At 38.0% G+C, this 20228-nt stretch carries 16 protein-coding genes; 3 read left to right on the top strand and 13 right to left on the bottom strand.

Going from position 1 to position 20228, the window contains the following annotated elements; all coding sequences use genetic code 11:
- From HND50_20005 to HND50_19995, 3 genes are all read left to right on the top strand, one after another.
- Window positions 1–1311 (top strand): nucleotide sugar dehydrogenase, encoded by a 1311-nt coding sequence (locus HND50_20005; protein NOG47533.1) that lies wholly within the window; start codon window positions 1–3, stop codon window positions 1309–1311.
- A gap of 128 nt (window positions 1312–1439) precedes the next feature.
- Window positions 1440–1634 (top strand): hypothetical protein, encoded by a 195-nt coding sequence (locus HND50_20000; protein NOG47532.1) that lies wholly within the window; start codon window positions 1440–1442, stop codon window positions 1632–1634.
- Window positions 1634–2488: a PHP domain-containing protein gene (locus tag HND50_19995; protein NOG47531.1), complete on the top strand. Its 855-nt coding sequence runs from the start codon at window positions 1634–1636 to the stop codon at window positions 2486–2488. The genes HND50_20000 and HND50_19995 overlap by 1 nt, the downstream gene beginning before the upstream one ends.
- Before the next feature lie 4 nt (window positions 2489–2492).
- On the opposite strand, the gene HND50_19990 is transcribed toward HND50_19995, so the two are convergent.
- The 13 genes from HND50_19990 to HND50_19930 form a co-directional block, all read right to left on the bottom strand.
- Window positions 2493–2996, bottom strand: coding sequence for a response regulator (locus HND50_19990; protein ID NOG47530.1), 504 nt, complete (start codon window positions 2994–2996; stop codon window positions 2493–2495).
- 199 nt (window positions 2997–3195) lie between these two features.
- On the bottom strand, window positions 3196–3372 hold the full coding sequence (locus tag HND50_19985; GenBank protein NOG47529.1) for a hypothetical protein: 177 nt from the start codon (window positions 3370–3372) through the stop codon (window positions 3196–3198).
- Window positions 3372–3956 (bottom strand): RnfABCDGE type electron transport complex subunit A, encoded by a 585-nt coding sequence (locus HND50_19980; protein ID NOG47528.1) that lies wholly within the window; start codon window positions 3954–3956, stop codon window positions 3372–3374. The genes HND50_19985 and HND50_19980 overlap by 1 nt, the downstream gene beginning before the upstream one ends.
- Window positions 3957–3992: 36 nt before the next feature.
- Window positions 3993–4649 carry an electron transport complex subunit E gene (locus HND50_19975; protein ID NOG47527.1) on the bottom strand — a complete coding sequence of 219 codons (657 nt, stop codon included), beginning with the start codon at window positions 4647–4649 and terminating at the stop codon, window positions 3993–3995.
- A gap of 111 nt (window positions 4650–4760) precedes the next feature.
- Window positions 4761–5453 carry an FMN-binding protein gene (locus HND50_19970; protein ID NOG47526.1) on the bottom strand — a complete coding sequence of 231 codons (693 nt, stop codon included), beginning with the start codon at window positions 5451–5453 and terminating at the stop codon, window positions 4761–4763.
- A gap of 164 nt (window positions 5454–5617) precedes the next feature.
- Window positions 5618–6628, bottom strand: coding sequence for an RnfABCDGE type electron transport complex subunit D (locus HND50_19965; protein ID NOG47525.1), 1011 nt, complete (start codon window positions 6626–6628; stop codon window positions 5618–5620).
- Between the two features lie 158 nt (window positions 6629–6786).
- Window positions 6787–8139 carry an electron transport complex subunit RsxC gene (gene rsxC, locus HND50_19960; protein NOG47524.1) on the bottom strand — a complete coding sequence of 451 codons (1353 nt, stop codon included), beginning with the start codon at window positions 8137–8139 and terminating at the stop codon, window positions 6787–6789.
- A 128-nt stretch (window positions 8140–8267) separates the two neighbouring features.
- Complete coding sequence (locus HND50_19955) at window positions 8268–12737, bottom strand: 4Fe-4S binding protein (protein ID NOG47523.1); 4470 nt, start codon at window positions 12735–12737, stop codon at window positions 8268–8270.
- 62 nt (window positions 12738–12799) lie between these two features.
- Window positions 12800–13630, bottom strand: coding sequence for an RnfABCDGE type electron transport complex subunit B (locus HND50_19950; GenBank protein NOG47522.1), 831 nt, complete (start codon window positions 13628–13630; stop codon window positions 12800–12802).
- A 94-nt stretch (window positions 13631–13724) separates the two neighbouring features.
- The gene (locus tag HND50_19945) at window positions 13725–16274 is read right to left on the bottom strand and encodes a ferredoxin (protein NOG47521.1); all 2550 of its coding nucleotides are present in this window, start codon (window positions 16272–16274) and stop codon (window positions 13725–13727) included.
- Window positions 16275–16287: 13 nt separating this feature from the next.
- A complete protein-coding gene (locus tag HND50_19940) occupies window positions 16288–17253 on the bottom strand; it encodes a 2-oxoglutarate oxidoreductase (protein ID NOG47520.1) in 966 nt (321 codons plus the stop codon).
- 66 nt (window positions 17254–17319) lie between these two features.
- Window positions 17320–19185 carry a 2-oxoacid:acceptor oxidoreductase subunit alpha gene (locus HND50_19935; GenBank protein NOG47519.1) on the bottom strand — a complete coding sequence of 622 codons (1866 nt, stop codon included), beginning with the start codon at window positions 19183–19185 and terminating at the stop codon, window positions 17320–17322.
- Window positions 19186–19679: 494 nt separating this feature from the next.
- Window positions 19680–20228: a BMC domain-containing protein gene (locus tag HND50_19930; GenBank protein ID NOG47518.1), complete on the bottom strand. Its 549-nt coding sequence runs from the start codon at window positions 20226–20228 to the stop codon at window positions 19680–19682.

The following is a 20228-nucleotide window of genomic DNA, read 5'->3' as shown; positions in this document are numbered from 1 at the left end:
ATGGAATTGTTAAACAATATTAAAGATAAAAAAGCTGTAGTTGGCGTTGTAGGTTTGGGTTATGTAGGCCTGCCTCTACTAATGGAGTTTGTTGAGCGTGATATTAAAACAATTGGTTTTGATATTGATGACCGCAAAGTGGTTATGCTTAATGATGGAAAATCCTATATAAAGCATATTGATGAAAACAGAGTAAAGGCTGTGCGAGACACGAATCTTTTTGAAGCTACTACTGATTTTAGCCGCATAAAAGAAGTAGATTGTATCCTTATTGCTGTGCCAACGCCATTGACAAAACACCGTGAACCAGATATGTCCTACATCATTGGTACTGCAAAAAACTTAGCACCCAATATTCGTAAAGGACAATTGATTGTATTGGAAAGTTCAACCTATCCGGGCACAACAGAGGAAGTTTTAAAACCAATTCTTGAAGAGTCGGGCTTAAAAGCGGATACGGATTTCTGGGTAGCATTTTCTCCTGAAAGAGAAGATCCTAACAATCCAAACTTTAATACACACACAATACCTAAAGTTGTCGGCGCTAATACAGAATATGCGCGTCAATTGGCAGCGGCATTATACAATCAGGTAATTGTGAGCACTGTTCCTGTTTCCAGCAGCCAGGCAGCAGAAGCGACAAAATTGCTTGAGAACATCTTCCGAAGTGTAAATATTGCACTTGTAAATGAAATGAAAATGATATTTGATAAAATGGGAATTGATGTTTGGGAAGTAATAAACGCTGCTAAAACCAAACCTTTCGGCTATATGGCGTTTTATCCCGGACCGGGTCTTGGCGGACATTGTATTCCAATCGATCCATTTTACCTTACCTGGAAAGCGCGTGAATATGAGATGAATACCCGTTTCATTGAGCTTGCTGGAGAAGTTAACACAAATATGCCTTTCTGGGTTGTTAACAAGGTGATGGATGCTTTGAATGACCATGGGAAAAGCTTAAAAGGATCAAAAGTTCTTGTTTTAGGAGCTGCATACAAAAAAGATATAGATGATCCGCGCGAATCACCATCTTTTAAATTGATGGAGATTCTTTTAGGAAAAGGTGCTGATGTTGATTATAACGATCCTCATGTACCTGAACTACCGAATATGCGTCATTATGATATCATGAAGAAAAGTATTGACCTTACACCGGAAAATCTTGGCAAATACGATTGTGTTTTAATTTCAACCGATCACTCTGCATATGAGTGGGATTTTATTGTTGAGCATTCTAACCTTATTGTTGATACTCGAAATGCCACAAATGAGGTTTTGAGTAACAGAGATAAAATCGTAAAAGCATAACAAAAATAGTTCTTTTAAATTGGGCGGATTTTAAATCCGCCTTTTTTTTTGTCTGATTCTTTTCATAAATTAAAAACTATTAATTAAAGCTAAATTTAAGAGAAGAAGTAGATTTTGAAAGTCATAAAATGGAATGTAAAATAAACGATGAAATTTTAGATAGGCTGAAAGAATATCAAAAGAATACCAGCTTTAAAAATCTGGAAGAATTAATTGAATATATTCTGGAAGAATATCTCAACAAAAATAAAGATAAAAGCGATGGACCGCATACAATGCCGGCTGAAATAAACCAGCGTTTGAAAGATTTAGGATATCTCTGATGCCAGTTGATCTACACACACATACTTATTTTTCTGATGGGACGATGAGTCCTGAGGACCTGCTACAAAAAGCTGAAAATGAAAGTCTGACAGCCCTTGCCGTGACAGACCATGATGAAATTGGTGCAAATTATATTGCACAGCAGTATGCGCAGAGTTTAAAATTAGAGTTCGTATCGGGAGTAGAATTTAGTATTGATATTGCACTTCCCGGAACAGCACATTTACATTTATTGGGTTTGTTCCTCGAAATTGAAAATGATGAACTGAAATCAGTTTTGAATGATTTGAGAAATGCGCGTCAAACCCGTGCCGGTACAATCATAAAAAAACTACAGGATTATGGGCTGGATGTATCGGAAAATGAACTTGATGTTATTGTGGGCCAGGGAAGCGCAGGGCGGCCGCATGTAGCCCAATTATTGATGGACAAAAATGTAGTTGACTCTGTCTGGGAAGCGTTTCATAAATTTTTGTCAAAAGACAGACCGGGCTATGTACCTAAAAAGAAATTAAAATTACAAACTGCCATAGATCTAATCCACAAAGCAAAAGGATTAGCAATTTTGGCACACCCGATTAGTTTAAAACAAAGAACATACAAAGATACTGAAGCATTCTTAAAAGAATTAAAGTCTATTGGTCTCGATGGTGTTGAGGCTTATTATGCATCCCATACAAGAAACTTTACCTCGTACCTTCTAAATGCTGCAAAGAGAAATAATTTGCTTATTTCCGGTGGATCTGATTTTCATGGAAGTATAAAACCCGATACGGAACTTGGCATCGGGCGTGGAAACCTTTCAGTTCCCGATCAGGTATTTTTTGATTTAAAAAATGCTGTTTCTAAATAGATTTTCAGTTTTGATGAATATGTTTACTTAAAAAACTTTCTTTTTCAGTTTCTTCATTTAAGGTTTTTTCCAGCTCATTGGAATAATCACTAAGTTTGTCGAGAGCCTTTTTTAGTTTTAATTGGGTTTTTATACGAACCATTATTTCTACCTTCTCGAATGGTTTTGTGATAAAGTCGATGGCTCCGGCACTAAACCCTTTTAGCTTATTAAAAGAATCACTTTTAGAGGATAAAAATATAACCGGAATATTCTTTGTGGCAGTATTATCTTTTAATATTCGGCAAGTATCGAATCCATCTATTTGCGGCATTGTTACGTCAAGTAAAATCAGATCGGGTAATTTTTTATTTGCAAGATTAATGGCTGCGGAACCATTATTACATGTTATATACTTTAGACCTTCTTTATCCAAAAATCGGCATAATAACTGCAACGTAATGGCATTATCTTCAGCAATTAAAATTAGGGAATCCTTATAATTTAGAGGGTCGGATAGTTGTGACATTATTCTCCTTATAAAAAATTCGGTCTATATATTCTCGGTTTATTTAGGTCTACTTTTATTTTATTATTTCCTAATGGATGATAGATGATCATTGTATTTTTTAAAGAATATTAGACGTAATTTAATGAGGTATGTTCCTTCAAAAAAGCTATTTTTTAAGAAGTATTTGTAGCTAAGGAATGGCTTTTAAATGTGGTTGCTATGCATGCTTATGGCTACAGCTATCATCGGTACAACCCATGCAACCTCTTTTATCTTCTAACAGGTCACAATCAACAGAGAGATTTTTTTTCTTGCGGATAATATATTGCAGGCTAACCCAGCCAATCATAAGAAAGGCAATTATAAAAGCCGCTTTTAACATTTGAAATAACATTAATTTCCTCCTAAACCAGCAAAGCCCATAAAGGCCATTGATAAGATTCCTGCCACCATTAAAGTTAGTGCAGCGCCCTTTACAACATTTGGAACTTCGGAAAGTTGCAGTTCTTCGCGAATACCTGCCATGATTACCAGAGCTATCGTAAATCCAAGACCGGCACCCAATGCAAAAGAGATAGATTGAAAAAAATCATAACTTCTGTTTGTCTGGAAAAGGGCCAGGCCAAGTATAGCACAATTTGTTGTAATAAGTGGTAGAAAAATTCCTAGAGCCTTAAACAATGCCGGGCTAAATTTTTTGATAATCATTTCTACCAGTTGCACTGTAGATGCAATGACAACAATATAAGAAATGAGCTGTAAAAATTGTGCATCAATTAAAACCAACAAGTGATGAATGCCATAGGCCGCCAGCGACGCGATAAACATTACAAATGCCACAGCTGCGCCCATACGGGATGCGGTTTCTACTTTATTGGAAACCCCTAGGAAGGGGCAAATGCCTAAAAAGGAGCTAAGCACAAAATTATTAATAAGTGCCGCATTTAAAAATATAAACCAGTATTGTTCTGTTACCATGTTTCTAACTCAAATTGATAAGTGTTTACTTAAAAGTTATGCAACTTGCTCTAATGTGCCGTCTACCTTTTCTTGTTTTTCCTTCCGTTCTTTTAACCAATTGAAAAAAAGTAAATAGGCACCTAATACAAAGAAAGCTCCACCAGGTAAAATCATTATTACTAAAGGTTGAAAGTTTTCTCCAAATAATGAAAACCCTAAAAATGTACCATTTCCTAAAACTTCCCTTACAATGCCAAGCGCCAAAACAGCAATTGTAAAACCGGCCCCTTGTCCGAGAGCATCGAGAATTGATTTGCCGATGGTGCTTTTTGATGCAAATGCTTCAGCCCGGCCAAGAATCATACAATTTACAACTATCAATGATATAAAAGCACCGAGGCTTTTATGGACTTCCAGGCTTACGGCTTTTATTGCATAATCTGCCACTGTAACAAATGTAGCAATGATAAGGATATAGGTTGCTATCCTTACTTGTTTTGGAATAAAGTTACGCAAAGATGAAACAAGAATATTGGAAAGTAGCAGCACAAATGTTGTGGCGATGCCCATAACCAGTGCATTCATTACGGAATTTGTAACAGCAAGTACAGGGCACATCCCTAACAGCATCACAAAAACAGGATTGTCTTTCCAAACACCTTTTACAAATGTTTCCATATTTGAAGGCATATTTTTTTTTGTTTCGGGCATTTCTTATAACTCCATTAATGAAGCGATTGTCATTCAGAGTGAAACGCAGTGGAGCGAAGAATCTTTGTTTTTTTCAGTGGATGCTTCGTTCCTCAGCATGACATTTCTTGTTTACTGTTTTTTCAATATTTTCAAATTTTTATAAATTAAAGGCACATTCAAATCAGCGCTTCTGGCCATCATTTTTGCAATTGCTTTTGATGAAATAGTCGCACCGGTTATTGCACTTATCTCGCTCGGCTTTGTTTTTTCTCCGGCTTTTACCATTTTTATCGGCTCAATAAGCTTTGTCCGATCTTCATTCAATCTGGCATCAAGTTTTACAAAGTTTTCTATAAAGTCTTTATCTGTTTCAATTTTATCGCCCAGGCCCGGAGTTTCTGTACTTTGAAGAACTTTCATTCCTACAATGGCTTCGTTTTTTGGTGAATAGCCATAAATAATTTTTATCACATCCTGGAAACCTTGTTCTCTTGCTTCTATGGCAATTCCTACCAGCGAATCTGCTTCATCATAACACGGGTAAAGTTTAAAAGCTGTTTCTTCCGGTTTTTCAACTGGAATAATTTTATTATTTTCATCGACGGTAACAACAGTTTTTGTAAAAGCTCCCGGTACAACATCAAAGATTGATTTTTCCAGAAAAGCGGCTTCATTGGCCTTTATATAGGGCAGCGTATATGTAAAAGTAAAAACGATCAGCATTCCTGCTAACAAACCAATCGTTCCCATAGAAAAGAGCATTTTGACACTGCTGACAGGCTTTTCGGTTTCTTCAATTTTGGGTTGAACTTTTTTTGACAACTTCTAAAACTCCGTATTCTGATACTGTGTACTGGGAAAATGTATTATTTGCACTTCTTTTTTTTAAACATTAGGATGCTTTCGTGCCTCAGCATGACAGTTAACTCAGCACCCTGCGTATTCTTTTATCTTCATTATTCAATCTACAATCTTTCAATAATAAATTATTTAGCTGCACCATAAATCCGCGGCTGTGTAACACTGTTAAGGAGAGGTGTCACACTATTCATAAGTAAAATTGCATACATAACACCTTCCGGCAAACCACCAAATGTACGGATCAGTACTACCAGAAACCCAATTCCCAATCCAAAAATCCAGCAGCCTTTATGCGTTATCGGTGATGAAACAGGATCTGTGGCCATAAAAATAGCACCAAGCATTAATCCGCCCGAAAATAAGTGAAACATGGGTGATGCAAATTTTTCCGCATCAATTAATTGCAATCCTGAAGCAAATAGAAATACCGCAATAAAAATGCCTGTCGGGATTCGCCAGTTAATATAGTTACGAACTGTTAAGTAGACTCCACCGAGCAATAATAATAGAGCTGTGGTTTCACCCAACGATCCTGCTGATGACCCAAAGAAGAGATTTTGTGTTTCAGTTAACTTACCATCAAATTTCATTTGGGCCAATGGTGTAGCCGCTGTAACCGCATCTGTATTAGCTTTAACAAAGGGGATTGTAAACGTATTACCCCGAAACATCATAAAGCTGTTAAAATCAGCATAAGGTGACCAGGTGGTTATTGCGACGGGAAATGATGACTGAAGAAAAGCACGACCAACCAATGCAGGATTAAATATATTTGAGCCGGTTCCACCAAAAATAAGTTTGCCAAGAGCTATTGCAACTACACCACCAAGGAAAGCCATCCACAGAGGAATTCCGGGTGGTAGTGTCATTGCAAGGAGAATACCCGTAAGCAAGGCTGTATAATCTTTTAAGCTGTTAAACTTTTTCTTTGTCGAAATGTTAAATACCCATTCTGTGCCAACCGCCCCGAAAACTGAAGCCACTATCACCAACAGGGCGCTAATACCAAAAAAGTATATAGCTGCTATAAGGGCAGGAATAAGAGCATAAATAACCTGGCGCATAACAGCCGGAGTATCTTCCTGCTGTTTTAAAAAAGGCGAAGAGGTTAGTAATAATTTTGGTGCTGTTTTCATATTTTCTGTTAGCTTCTATTAATATAATATTCTCTTACCCACCCCTCAATCCCCTCCCGAGAGAGGAAGTTTGATTTCTCTCAATTCACATCTTTCCAATGATGAGAATGCACCAATTCCCCTCCTTGGAGGGGTAAGGGGTGGGTTTGTTCCTTTTATTAACCCGCTTTCTTTTGTTTTGCCTGCTGTTCTCTTAACAATGCTTTCGATACTCTAAATCTTTGTACCAATGGAATATTGGATGGGCATACATATGAGCATGAACCACATTCTACACAGTCCATTATGTGAAAATCCAACATGCCTTCATATTCACGGGTTTTGGCCAAAGCTCCTAATCGGCTTGGGTTAAGATATACAGGACAAGCATCCACACAACGCAAACAACGGATACACGGAAATTCTTCTTTTATGGTGACCTCTTCATCGGTCAGGCACAAAATTCCGGAAGTCCCTTTTAGTATTGGCACATCCAGATCAGATTGCGGCGCACCCATCATTGGTCCACCAAATAAAACCTGACGCGTATTTTCCTTTAATCCACCACAATGCTCTAAAACATCTGTGAGCGGTGTTCCGATTGGCACAAGCAGATTTGCAGGATTTTCAATTCCAGGTCCGGTAATAGTCACAACCCTTTCGATAAGTGGTTGGCCAAAACGAAACATCATTCCAATCCCGGCAATTGTTCCTGAATTTTGGACAACAACTTCCACATCAATCGGTAATTTACCGCTGGGAACTTCCCGTTTTAACACAGCTTCAATAAGCATCTTTTCAGCACCTTGCGGATATTTTGTCTGCAGTGCAACCACTTCACCATTCATATCTTCCGGAATATTTTCCCCAAGAAAATCAATGGCGTCCTGTTTGTTATTTTCTATACCAATATAAAATTTTTCAGCACCCAGGATTTTTAGCAAAATGCGGATTCCCAGGAAAATATCTTCAGATTGTTCCAGCATAACACGGTGATCGCTGGTAAGGTATGGTTCACATTCAACCCCGTTCACAATCAGGAAGCGTGCATTTTTTCCCTCTGGTGTTTTCAGTTTTACATGTGTTGGAAATGCTGCCCCGCCAAGACCAACAAATCCACCGTGCTGGATCAGCGAAATCAATTCATCCGCCGACAAATTTTCCCAATCCATGGCATGCTCGTTGTAAAAAGTCTGTGGGGAAAAGAGATCTTTTTTGATGATGACAGATTCAACCATTTTTCCATTTGGGTGATGACGCATCTCAATAGATTTAACTGTTCCGCTCATAGGTGCATGCTGGCCAATTGAGACAAATCCTGAAGGTTTGGCGATAATCTGTCCTCGCTTTACTTCATCGCCTACTTTTACAATGCACTTTGATGGCGCACCTAAATGTTGGCTAAGAGGAATTGTCAGTTCCTCTGAAAAGGGCAGACGTTCAATTGATAAATTCCGGGTTAAGTCTTTATAATCCCCGGGATGGATTCCATGACGAAATGTTTTTAGTGTATTTGATAAAAATGATAACATATATTTAGACATCAATTGTAGTGTCATGCTGAGGAACGAAGCATCCCCTTGTTTATGAAATTATTTGTACAATTGTTGTAATTAATTAGTCTTTTTTTAGTTATTTAACTACGATCTGGTTTATTGTGTCACGCCTCACGCTTCTCGCTCTTCGCATATTCAGCAAGGGTTTTACTAACAGTATCCTCACCTTTATTTGAATTATAAATGGCCGTTAATTTATCCCGCAGGCGTCCATGATATGTTTGCCAGTGATCCTGTTGAACCTGCATAATTTGCGCATTGTATTCTGCTTCAAGATTTGTTTTTTGCCGGCTAAGTTCAGCTTCTAATTTCTGATCAAATTTTTGCTGTTGATATTCACGATCATGAACGCGGATACCGGCAAGTTCCTGAAGTAAATTCCAGGTATTGAGATGCTTCCTGGCCATTTTTGCAATTTTATTACTAACCTGAATCCGGTGTAATGCATTTTTCGAATCAGTAATATTTATGTAAGGAATAAATGTTTTTGCCTCGGAACTGTCTATTTCAAGATATTCCTCAAGCGGAACCATTTTTTCATTCCATGACCTTTTTGCCAACGTGTGAAATTCATCTTTATAAAATTTTTCATGGATTGCCCATTCGGCGATCGTAATGGATTGTTTGCTGCGATTTTTATCTTCGCTTTGCCAATCCAACTCTAAATCGGGATTGCCGGAAAGATCAAACCGCTCGATAAAATAATCCGATGAATATGGATTATATTTAAAAAGTGGAAAGACTCTTGAGTTGATTGCACGTTGTTCGTGGGTATACGCCTGATCTTTTTCAATACCTTGCACATAAGGCTCACAAGCGTACAGGTGCATAAAGCCCGGTTTATTGGATGACATTAATTGTGTGATGCCATCCATAAGGTGTCCGGGATTTGCCGGTGTACTTTGCAGAACAAAACTATTATGCTGGCTAAGTGCCCAAAGCGCAATTTCATGGCCAATTTCTGATGTGGAGCCAACCATGTTATTTATAACCGAAATATAAAGTGGTTTTTCACTATTAAGCAGGCTGGAGATTGATTTAAATGATTGCTGCTCAAGTGCCTGCTGGTCTAACAATAAAATCGCCGGTGGGCATAGTTCGCGTTCTTCAATTGAAAAATCATTCCAGCTAAATGATTTAAAAAATGCATCATGATCTCTCGGAGAATATTTGTCATTTAACTCAAGTTCGGCAATGCGAATTAATTTAAAACTTTGCTGCAGTTTTTCTGTTATACCTTCAAAAAGCCCTTCAACAGTTGTCGCCAAATTATTTCCGGAAGCATTTAGCCACGGATGTGAAAAAGGGTTATAAGGATAAACTGCGCTCCACTCAAGCAGCCTTTCGCTATTTACAACCATGCTCATCCTGGCACTGCCATTTCCGTTAGAAGCAGAAGAGTACTCATTTTTAATGGCAGTTAATTTTTGCACAAAACCGGTTAACTTTTTTATTTGCCGGGCATCAATCTTGTTATTTGTTTGATCTGATTTTGTCAGGCCGATTAGTGTCTCTTCGGTAATATCATTTTCATTTAATTCAGACAGCCTTTGTCCAAAATCTTCAAATTCATTTATTTGAACTGTGCTGATTAAATCTCCCTGGATTTTTGATTCCAGCTGTGAGATAAGTTGATCCAGTTTGTTAATAAATAATTCAAAACGAGCGTTCATTGTGGATTCGATTGTTGCCGTCATTAAATGTACGGCCGCCTTAACACCACTACCGGGATAAGCATTATCACCGCCGGGCAAAGTAAAATAGGCGCGCTTGTTTATAAGTTTATTTAAAATAGATTTTTGGTTTTCAGCCGAAATAAATTTTTCGATTTTTTCAGTTGTAACATCGGGCATGGTTTGCATAAAGCTGAAATTTTTACGGTATAAGGCAAGGATATCGGCATTGTTATCAAGCATTTCTATTGCATTGTCCGGGCAAACATTGGCACACGAACCACAGCCCTTGCATGCATTGGCATTTACAACAATAGAGAGAAGTTGCCCCGATCCTTTTTGGTCATTATGGGCCTGATCAAAAAATGAATGTGTTTTTATAAGCGGCATTGCATTCAGCTCAGCAAGAAATAATTCAAACTCAGCCTCAACTTTTTCCAGCGCCTCGCCTTTTAATCCCATCTTTTTTGACAAGTGATTAAATGCCTCGGATAATAAATCTTTTGTTGTTAAAAAGTTACGCATTTCATCAGTTGAAAAAAGCTTATAGGCCTGTTTAGCCAAATTATCAGCCATGCGTTGCATTTGAATTAGTTTAGTACCATTTGAAGCTGCATTGGTCAAAACCGTGCTGATTATATCTGTTGTATTCATAACATGAACAGGTAGAGCTGAGTCCGGGCATTGTGACCAGCACATTCCACATCCGGTACATTTTTCCGGGATAATCTCAGGAATCTTTTCTTTCATCTCCGACATATCCCTAAAGGCGCTGCTTCTTGCAGGAAGAGTATTACTTGCCAGGAAAGGATCTGCTAAGGCGTGGTTTTGTTGGTTGTTATTAAAAAGGTAACCTACAGAGTCCCAACTGCGAGCCAAATCAAAAATGCTACCATCGCTTTTAGTAACCTGTTTTACAGTCCATGGTGCTTCTGTTTCCGGGGCTTTTAATCCGCTAAGCTCAGGTAATTGTTGCCACTCAATTTGGCTGGTAAAATTGTATCCGCGTTTGATGGCGTTTACTTTCTCTGAAATTTGAGAATCAAATAGTTCGCCTGATTTGAGAACCTTTTTAAAATTATTCAGGTGCACTCCAAACTTCAAATTGCCTAATAACGGATCCACTTTATACAAAGCGCCAATTAAAGCACATAATTTGAGATGTTCCATGCTGCCGGGAATAATGTCAATTTCTTTGGCAATTTCTGCCGTATTTAATGTGAACAAACTCAGATTTTTTTCGCGAATAATCCTACGGTGTTTTTCCCCAAGTTCCAACCATAATTTTTCATCAGAAAAGTGGGTATTAATTACCAATGCGCCATTTTCAGCAAGAGTGCTCAGATTATTTTTAAATTGAAGTTCAGACATAAGCATTATGTCCGGATTTTTTAAAGAAAAGGGCGGCTCATTTTCTAAGGAAGTATAGAGCATTGTAAACTCATGCAGCGGCATCAAGGCTGATTTCTGTTCATTCAAACTGGTCTGAATATTGTAGAGTTCACTTTTTTCAAATGCTTTTGCTAATGGAGTTCCTACATCAATTATATCCTGTGAAACAGATGCAAAAATACAAGCTTTTCTCGATGTTCCCGCCTGTGCATCCGTTGATATGTTTTTTACCGGTAAGGCTAATTGCTCAATTTCAGGATAGGATTTTTTTAAGATTTGTTGAAGCGTCTCTAATTTAGGGAAGCGAGACTGGTCTATACTTGCGTCAAATCCGGTGAAGAAAAGTTTGCTACCATTTTCATTTTGCATCATATTTTCAACGATGGCGTGGATTTCATCAATCTCATTCAACGTAGAATCATAAAAGCCTTCAAAGATTAGCGGTTGATCTTTTGGAGAGTTAAAAACAGCATAACCTTTGTGTGGTAGATTATCATTTTTATTTCGTCCATTTTCCCATGCCTTGTTTAGCATGTTCTTTATAGAAGCGGTTAGAGAATTTTCAAAAACGGGTTGCTTAATATCGCAAAGAACGGTTAGTCCTTTTTTCTTTTTTATATAGTGGGATAATTGACTGCCATTAAAAGGACCTGCAAGGGATAAATCAATAATTCCTAATTTGACTGAGTGTTTTTTGCGGTACCAATCTGCATATTCAACAAGCTTATTTACCATCGGCCCATTTGCAGCAATCACATATTGCGAATCATCTACTTCATAATAATTGATACCTGAATAGACGCGGCCTGTAAGTTCTTTAAATTCGGTAAAAACAAACTTAATTATTTTTGAAAGGTGATTTTTAAAATAAGAGTCTTTTACAGCAGATAATTTTAGATTTACATCTCTATCATGATTAACCCCAATTCCAAGAGGTTTATTGACGTCCACCATTGCCTGAGTTCGCAATCGATTTTTGCCAAATAAAATTTTTTGCGATTCTGATGGCGTGTCAATTATATCGTCTACGTTACCTAAAAACGAACTAATTAATTTCAGATCCGGAGCAATAACAGTTTGCAATGCGGTTGTAAAATTGATTGAGTCGTAAACAATAACACCTGGGACGAGAGCCAGCTCACTTATCTTTCTGGCAATAAGAGAATAATCTAATAATTCCTGCACATTTTTTGGAAAAAGGACAAATGAATTATCAAGAGAATTTAAATGGCTGTTTTGGGATAAATTATTTTGATTGCAGTATATGACCAAAGAGAATGGCTTATCCAGGTAGGATGTAAAACTGTTCAGATTAAACTCATCAATAAATGCTGCAGCTCTGTTCCCGGCCATGGCATATCCAACAGCTGCTGAAAAATCATCATTATTAAAACTTTTTGTATTTGAATCAGCTAATATTTTGTCCAGGGAACTTTTTCCCTCAATCAACTGAGCTGTGCCAGGGAAAGGAAGTGTCGCTTGTTTTTTTGATTTCTTGTTAAAAAACATTTTTAATCCGTTATTTTTATGGTCTATCTTTTAATCATGTTTATTTTATCATCAAATAAATCTTAGACTATTTTCTCTTCTTTCGCAGAAAATTGTTGTTCTTCAACCCAGGTGATTGCGCCGGTAGGGCAGCGTAGTGTTGCAATATCTGTTTCCAGTTTTATTTTTTCTGGATTTATAACCGGCAAATTGTTTTTCATTTCAATCAATCCTTCGGGTGCATCGGCAGCACATCTTGTACAGGCTGTACAGGCAACTTCGCACATCTCCAGAATTTCATCACCTTCTAAAGCAGATTTACACTGAACTAGTAAATGTTGATTGATAGGTATTAATTCAAACAGGTTTTTAGGACACACATCAACACAGTCACCACATGCTGTACATTTGCTTGCATTTACAAACGGTAATCCGGTCGGGCTCATTTGAATGGCGTCAAAATCACAAACAACTTCGCAATCAGCTAAACCAATACAGCCATAAGTACAGGCTTTTGGTCCTCCGGAAACAGCAGCTGCACCACGGCATGATTCAAAACCTGCATAGTCTGCTGACTTCACAGCCACATCAGTTCCACCGGCACATAAAAGTCGGGCTACTTTTCGTATACTCGACCCCGGATCGATCCCGAGATATTTTGCGACACCTGTCGCCGTATCAGGCCCACCAACTGTACAGGCACTGGGCTGGCTATTACCCTCTATTACATCCTCGGCAAAAGCACGGCATCCGGGTTGGCCGCATGCACCACAGTTAGCTCCGGGAAGCATCTCTTCAACTTTGCCAATGCGTGGGTCTTCAAAAACTTTTAACTTAGAATTTGCAATGGCCAGGATTAATGCCAAAATCAAACTCAATCCGCCAATAAAGGCGATAGCAATGAGTGGGTTCATATTTTTTGTTCTAAAAACGTGGGGCGAATTGCGAGGTGCGTAAAGCATGGGATTCTAAATTTCCAACGCACAACGCTTTACGCTCTCGAGTTTTTTAATTATATTTTTCCGCTTCTTTAATTAATTCTTCAAGCCCCGGTTCATCCGGGTTTAATGGTTTACCAGGGTGAATAATCTTCACCGGGCATTTTTCTGCCGCGGTAACCAAATCTTTATATGTTCCGGCTTTAGGATCTTTTATAAAAGCCTGCTTGTTCTCGTCGTAAACGAACATTTGGCTGTTTACATTGCAACAATCGTTACAGCTTGTGCACAACGGTGTATCGATGTACGGATCGCTAAAACTTAAATCTTCATCCTCTTCTTCTTCCGTTGCTACTGCTTCAGGCTCTTTCTCAACAGCTTTATCTGCCTCTGGCTCTTTTATTGATTTTGGTGCCGGCGAAGCCTGGCTGGTTGCCGGGATATTTCCGGAACCAATGCTTATCATTTCATCAGAAAGGAGGCCAGACGCAATATTGGAGATTATGTCATTAGTTAATCCTTCTAATGATTGCTCCATTTCGTTTTTATGTTTGGTTTCTTGTTCTGTTAGTTTTTCCTGCATTTCAGAAGCAAGCTTTTCACGTTCTTTTTCAACTTGTTCAATAACGTGTGAATTGTTTATGCCGCTAAGTTCCTGGATTCTGTTCCACCTGGTTTGCGCATTTGCACAAAGGCGGCACATCGTTTTTGTGACGATTACTTTTTGTACAGATCCATCATCACCGGACATTAAAATGTAGGGAATACTTTTGTTTGTGTTTTCAAAATCAAAATGAATGTACTCAGTGAGTGGTACCAAATCGCTATGCCATTCAGATCTCGGAATCGGTAAAAAGTGATTGTTATATCTTTCAATACCGGCCAAAAAATCACCCAGGCTAAAAGTCAGTTTTTCTTTTAAAACAGAATCACCATCCATTATTTCAATTTCAGCTTCAGGCCAATCTGATTTGTGTTGTGATGATTTGGCGATTGAAAAGTGTGCAGCCCAGCTATTGCCTTGTTTTGGATTGTAGTAAAAAAGTGGAAAAGCACGTGATTCTGAAGCTGCCGCGCTTCTAAGAAATGGAGATATTTTTTCAGTAGCCTGGTCAAATCCATCAAAAACGCTAAACAATGCAGGGCGGTCAACTGAAAGTCCTTGTTCAATTTCATCGAACACTTTAACCATGTGTGATAAAGGAAACTGCAGAACAAAAGTTGTATTAACACTTAAAGCCATTTTACCCAACACGGCAGACCAGCCCGGTGAGTAAAATGATTCATCAAAAACTGTTGAGCTATTGTAGAGATCGTCTACAGTTACTAAAACTTTGATGGGCATTTTTGATGCGAGAACGTCAATCAAATCTGCTTTATCAGCACTTTTTATTTCACTTGCCTTAAAATAAAGGATTATTGGTGGAAAATGAGACCAGTCTTCTTCAGATAAAAAAAGCGATGAAAAGCCATCAAAAAATGGATTATGCTTTCCTTCATCATAACGATGTTCAATTTCCAGTTTTGCAATACGTATCGCTTTATAAAAGCTGATCAGTTCTTCTTTTTGATGTTGATAAATTTTTAGTGCCTTAGCTGTGGAATCTGCGACAAGCTTATCTAAAAACTTTTCACTTTGCTCAGATGAAGAAATGATTTTGAACCAGCGGTTAAGTTTGCTTATAACTGCTTTAATACGTTCAATTCTCTGTGGAGGCAGGGCATCGTTTGCAAAAGATTTAGTTACAATTTCAGAAAGTGAATTAAAATCAAGATCATCCTGGCCAGGTTGCCCCATTGTACTTTCCAGAGCATTAGGGGTAAAAGATTCACCAGCAGATCTTTTGGAAACTTTTATAATATTTTTCAAGTCATGAACAAGGCTTTCCAATTCATTGACAAATGGCGCCATTTTAGTTTGCCATTGCTTTAATCGGGCAACTTTAAACAATGTCAGCTCTGCACCTTTGTTGTAAGAAATAATTTCACATTGGTCGGCAATGGAACCGGAAACTGATTTTAAATATTCTTTAACCGGATTACTTTTTTGCTTATGCGAATTTTTGTTTTGCATAAGGTTTTTTAAAGCCATGTCCCAGATTAGTTTGAACTCAAAAGTGGTTTTTTCTTTTGCCTTTGTTTTTAAAATTATTTCCAATTTCAGAAACAGAAGCCTCAAGTTTTCTTTCTCGTCTTTATTAAGCCCGCTTTCGATTACCAGTTTTTCCAAATAGTCTTTTAAAGGAAGTATGCTGTTTTCAGAGCCGGTTTTGATCAGCATCGGGAAATCATAGTGAAACTGCTCAAAATTGGTAAAAGGAGCACTTAATGCCGGGATCAAATTTGTAACATCAGGTTTGTTTGTATTCTCAGATTGCCCTGTAATGTGAAATTTGAGATGATTGTGTTTAATATCGTCCAGCCCCAAATCATTCTTTTTAGATTCTTCATAATGCAGTTTTGTGCTGGCAGGTTTTGTAGTTTGCTCAGTGGCAGCTTGATTTACTTCTACCTCAAATTGATTCGCGATTTTATCTAATTCGTTTAAAAGATCGCTGCTATCAATTTCAGAATCTGAGATATTTTTTTTTGAAAGGTCTTTTTGGTCTTTAGTTTTCACTCTGGATTCCTCATCAATCTCTTGGATTAATTCCAAACTTATCAAACTCTACATCAAGCGCTTCCTGTTTCATTTGTGTTGTAACTGTTCTTTCAGGAGCTCTTAATTCATCATAAGTTGGCAGATTTTCATTTTTATATAAAATTCCAATAGGTAATGTATCTGTCTTTTCTGCGTAATAATTTGCCTGCAGTTTTTCTGATGGATCGTGTGTGACGATATTTTTATATACTTTTTTCAAAGGATCACTAATCTGCATACCATTTTCATGTGTTAGCAGCATAAGGTTTTCGGGAGTACTCATTAATGGATCAAACATTGCCGGAGTATAATGTGGGCAGCGTTGCATAATGCGTACAAAAGCAAATCCTTTATGATGATAAGCTTGCCTGATAATATCATAAAGAAGTTCAGGTATCCATTCTACTGCCTGGGCCACAAACGAAACATTTTCCACACCAAGGGTTGTTACTGTTGGGTTAAGTGGATTTAATACTGTTCCTTCAGGAGTGGTATTACTTTTTGTACCAAGTGGAGATGTTGGCGAGGCCTGTTTTTTTGTTAACCCGTAAATACCATTGTCATGTAGCATAACAGTCATGTTAAAGTTATAACGGATAGCGTGTATCCAATGTGCTGTTCCGATACTTGTGCAATCACCATCACCCATGTTTACAAATACATGCAAATCTGGCCGCCGTATTTTTATACCCTGGGCAATTGGCAGGGCCCGACCATGCAAGCCATGAAATCCATATGTATTCATATAATGTGGAAATCGACTGGAGCAACCAATCCCGGATACAAACACTGTTTTCTCAGGTGGAAGTTGTTCTTCACGACAGATACGTTGTGCCGCAGTTAGAATTCCGTTATCGCCACAACCCGGACACCAGCGAGGTGTATCGCCCTGATAATCTTCCAGCGAATAGTGTTTTTGGTCGATATCAATAATGTTGTTTATACTTACACCAAACATATTTTTTACCTCATTTTGATTTCAAATTTAAAGAGCTTTTCATTCCCGCATTCCATAGATACTTCATCAGCTATTCAGCTTTTTTGTTTCCTTGCGGATCATTTCAACAATGGATCCTGGTTTTAACGGCTGTCCATGAACATTGGAAAAGTTGTCGATGTCTAAAAGATATCGGGCACGTAATAACCAGGCCAGGTTTGAATATCGACGATTTTCATCATTAATAATTTCATATTTTTTATCATCAGAAAAATTAATTTCCACTGTAATTACTTTTTTAAACTTTTCCATAATTGGTTTTAAACCAGAAGCCATTGGCTGCAAAAACTTAAGGTGTAAGCTGGAAACTTTTAAACCTTCTTTTCGGGTAATTTGCACAGCTTCTTCTATGGAACCTTTTGTACTTCCCCAACCAAGAACCAGCAGATCACCTTCTTCATCACCAAAAACTTTTGGTGTTTTTAATGTTTTTTGGAATGCTGCAATTTTAAGGCTTCGATAATCACAACCCTCCTGGTTTACACCGGAACCATAAGCAACTTTACCTTCACGTGTATGCGCCAGTCCGGTTACGCGATACATACCTCCGGCCTGTCCGGGTAAAATTCTTTTTGACAATCCGGTTTTTTCATCCCAATCGAACGGAATGGCATTTTCAGGGACAGGGCTCTGGTCGATAGGTGGTGCCAACCATTCTTTTTTGAAATTAGGTCTCAGGTAAGGTTGTTGGCCTGTAGCAAGGTTTGCATCGGTTAAAACCATAACAGGTATACGAAAAGTCTCGGCAATTTTGCGAGCTGTAATTATACTATAAAAACAATCTTCGATAGTTGCAGGTGCCATAACAATTTTTGGTGTATCTCCCGGGGAACCAAACAAGGCGGCCAATAAATCTCCCTGTTCAACTTTTGTTGGTAAACCAGTACTTGGCCCACCTCGTTGAACGTTGACAATTACAAGCGGTATTTCAGCCATGGATGCCAAACCAATTAATTCAGTTTTTAATGCCAGGCCTGGCCCAGAGGTAATTGTTACTGCACACTTTCCGGCGTAGGATGCACCAATCGCAAAACCGGCAGCAGCAATTTCATCTTCAGCCTGATGTACAATCCCACCCGCATTTTCAAAAACTTCGCTTAAGTAATGAGAAGCAGAAGTAGCAGGTGTAATCGGGTACATGGCGCACACATCCATACCGGAAGCCATGACGCCCAAGCCAACTGCGATATTTCCATTTGTAACTATTTTAGATTCTTTCATCGGTGCGGCCGGAACAGCATAATGGAAATCAAGGTTTTTCTTTGCCCAATTATAGCCGGAATCCAGCAGACGCATATTAGAATCAATTACCTTATCACCTTTATTGCGGAAAGCAAAGCGAACTTGTTCTCTGGCAAGCTCCATATCCCTGGAATAAGCGTACATTAATAATCCCAGGACAAACATGTTTTTTCCACGACGAGGATTTTTGACTACTTTTAGTGTTTCATCTTCCATAGGGATTTCAATTACTTTATAACCCTCTTCAATAAGGTGATTATAAGTACTAACGTATTGATCACGGATCAAATTATTGGAAGAAGTACGCCATTTATCTTCTAGAAAAATTGTACTACCTTTTTTCAGATTGCCGGATTGCTCCCGGCCAAGAAGAGCTTGTTCGTTAAAAGCGACCATCAAATCGGCTTCGTCACCCATATTGGTGATATCGTGAGTGCCAAAACGTATACGAATACCACTGGCACCGGCAGCTGTTCTTGGAGGTGGTTCAATTTCAGCCGGGATAATTTCAACAGTCCAAATCCCGTTCCCCATTCGGGCTGATATAGTTCCAAATGCCTGACCTGCAGTTTGAGCTCCTTCTCCGGAGTCACTTACAATTTCTACAATATGTTCATTTAACTGAACGGGGTTTTCGGAATCCGCTACCATTTTCTTTTCGGATTTGGTAGTCTCAATTGTTTCCATAAAAAAATTCTCCTATTCTGGAACGAAATAGCTTTTCTAAACTTTTAATTTATTTGTTTTCGTTTTTAAATCCTTTTATTCAGGATTTACATTAACCGTTTTAAAATAAAAAGAGTAATCATCAATTAAACCAATAGCATAATTTAATAAAAAATTTTGCAATAATCTCAAGTGATTTTGATTTTTTTTAATTGTTTTGTTTTTTTGGGTCTGAATTTGTGTTTTTTTCTTCTCCGGCCTGCCATTCATCAATTATTTTGATGTTTCACCTTTTTATTTGATACTAAAATAATCATTATTTTTATCAAATGATTATCGAGCTAAAAACTGTTTAGTTGAGGGATTTTTCAGGATTGAAATTTGAAGAAGGCTATTTGATTTTTCGTAAAAATTCTGAGATTGAAGCCTGTAAAAAAACAATATATTTTTGATTAAAAAATGTGTCTTTAGATCAAGTTTTAGATTTTATCACGTAGTATTTCTTTTCGCGGATTTGGAATTACAACTTTACTTACAAGAATGCCTTTTGCTTTAATATATTCAACTCCTGCTTCAACAGCAGCAGTTACAGCTGCTACGTCACCGGTCAGAGTTACATATCCTTTCCCACCAATTGCCATCGCCAGATGTATTTCAATCAGCTGAATATTTGCTGCTTTTACAGCGGCGTCAGCAGCTTCAATTATGGAAGCCACAGAAAATGTTTCTATAATGCCTAAAGCATCGGGAGAATCAATAATATTTGTTCCACTTATGGCAGGGAATACTTCCGGATGGACATTTGGGATAATTAACTCATCAACAACTGTCTGTCCTCCAATTTCCAATCCTGCCTGAACGCTGGAAGTTACAGCATCCACATCACCACCAACCATAACCATAAATTTACCAGGACAAATGGAACGGTTAAAGACGATATCCACATTTGCAGTTTTTAACATTGTGTCGGCAACTTCATATCCTTTGGCAATCGATGTGAGTTCGATAAGCCCTATAGCTGATTGCAT

This window comes from Calditrichota bacterium (genome assembly GCA_013112635.1).
Classification (GTDB): Bacteria; Calditrichota; Calditrichia; order Calditrichales; family J004; genus JABFGF01.
The sequence above is the reverse complement of the archived record's forward strand: the minus strand, read 5'-3'. Positions and strand labels throughout refer to the sequence as shown.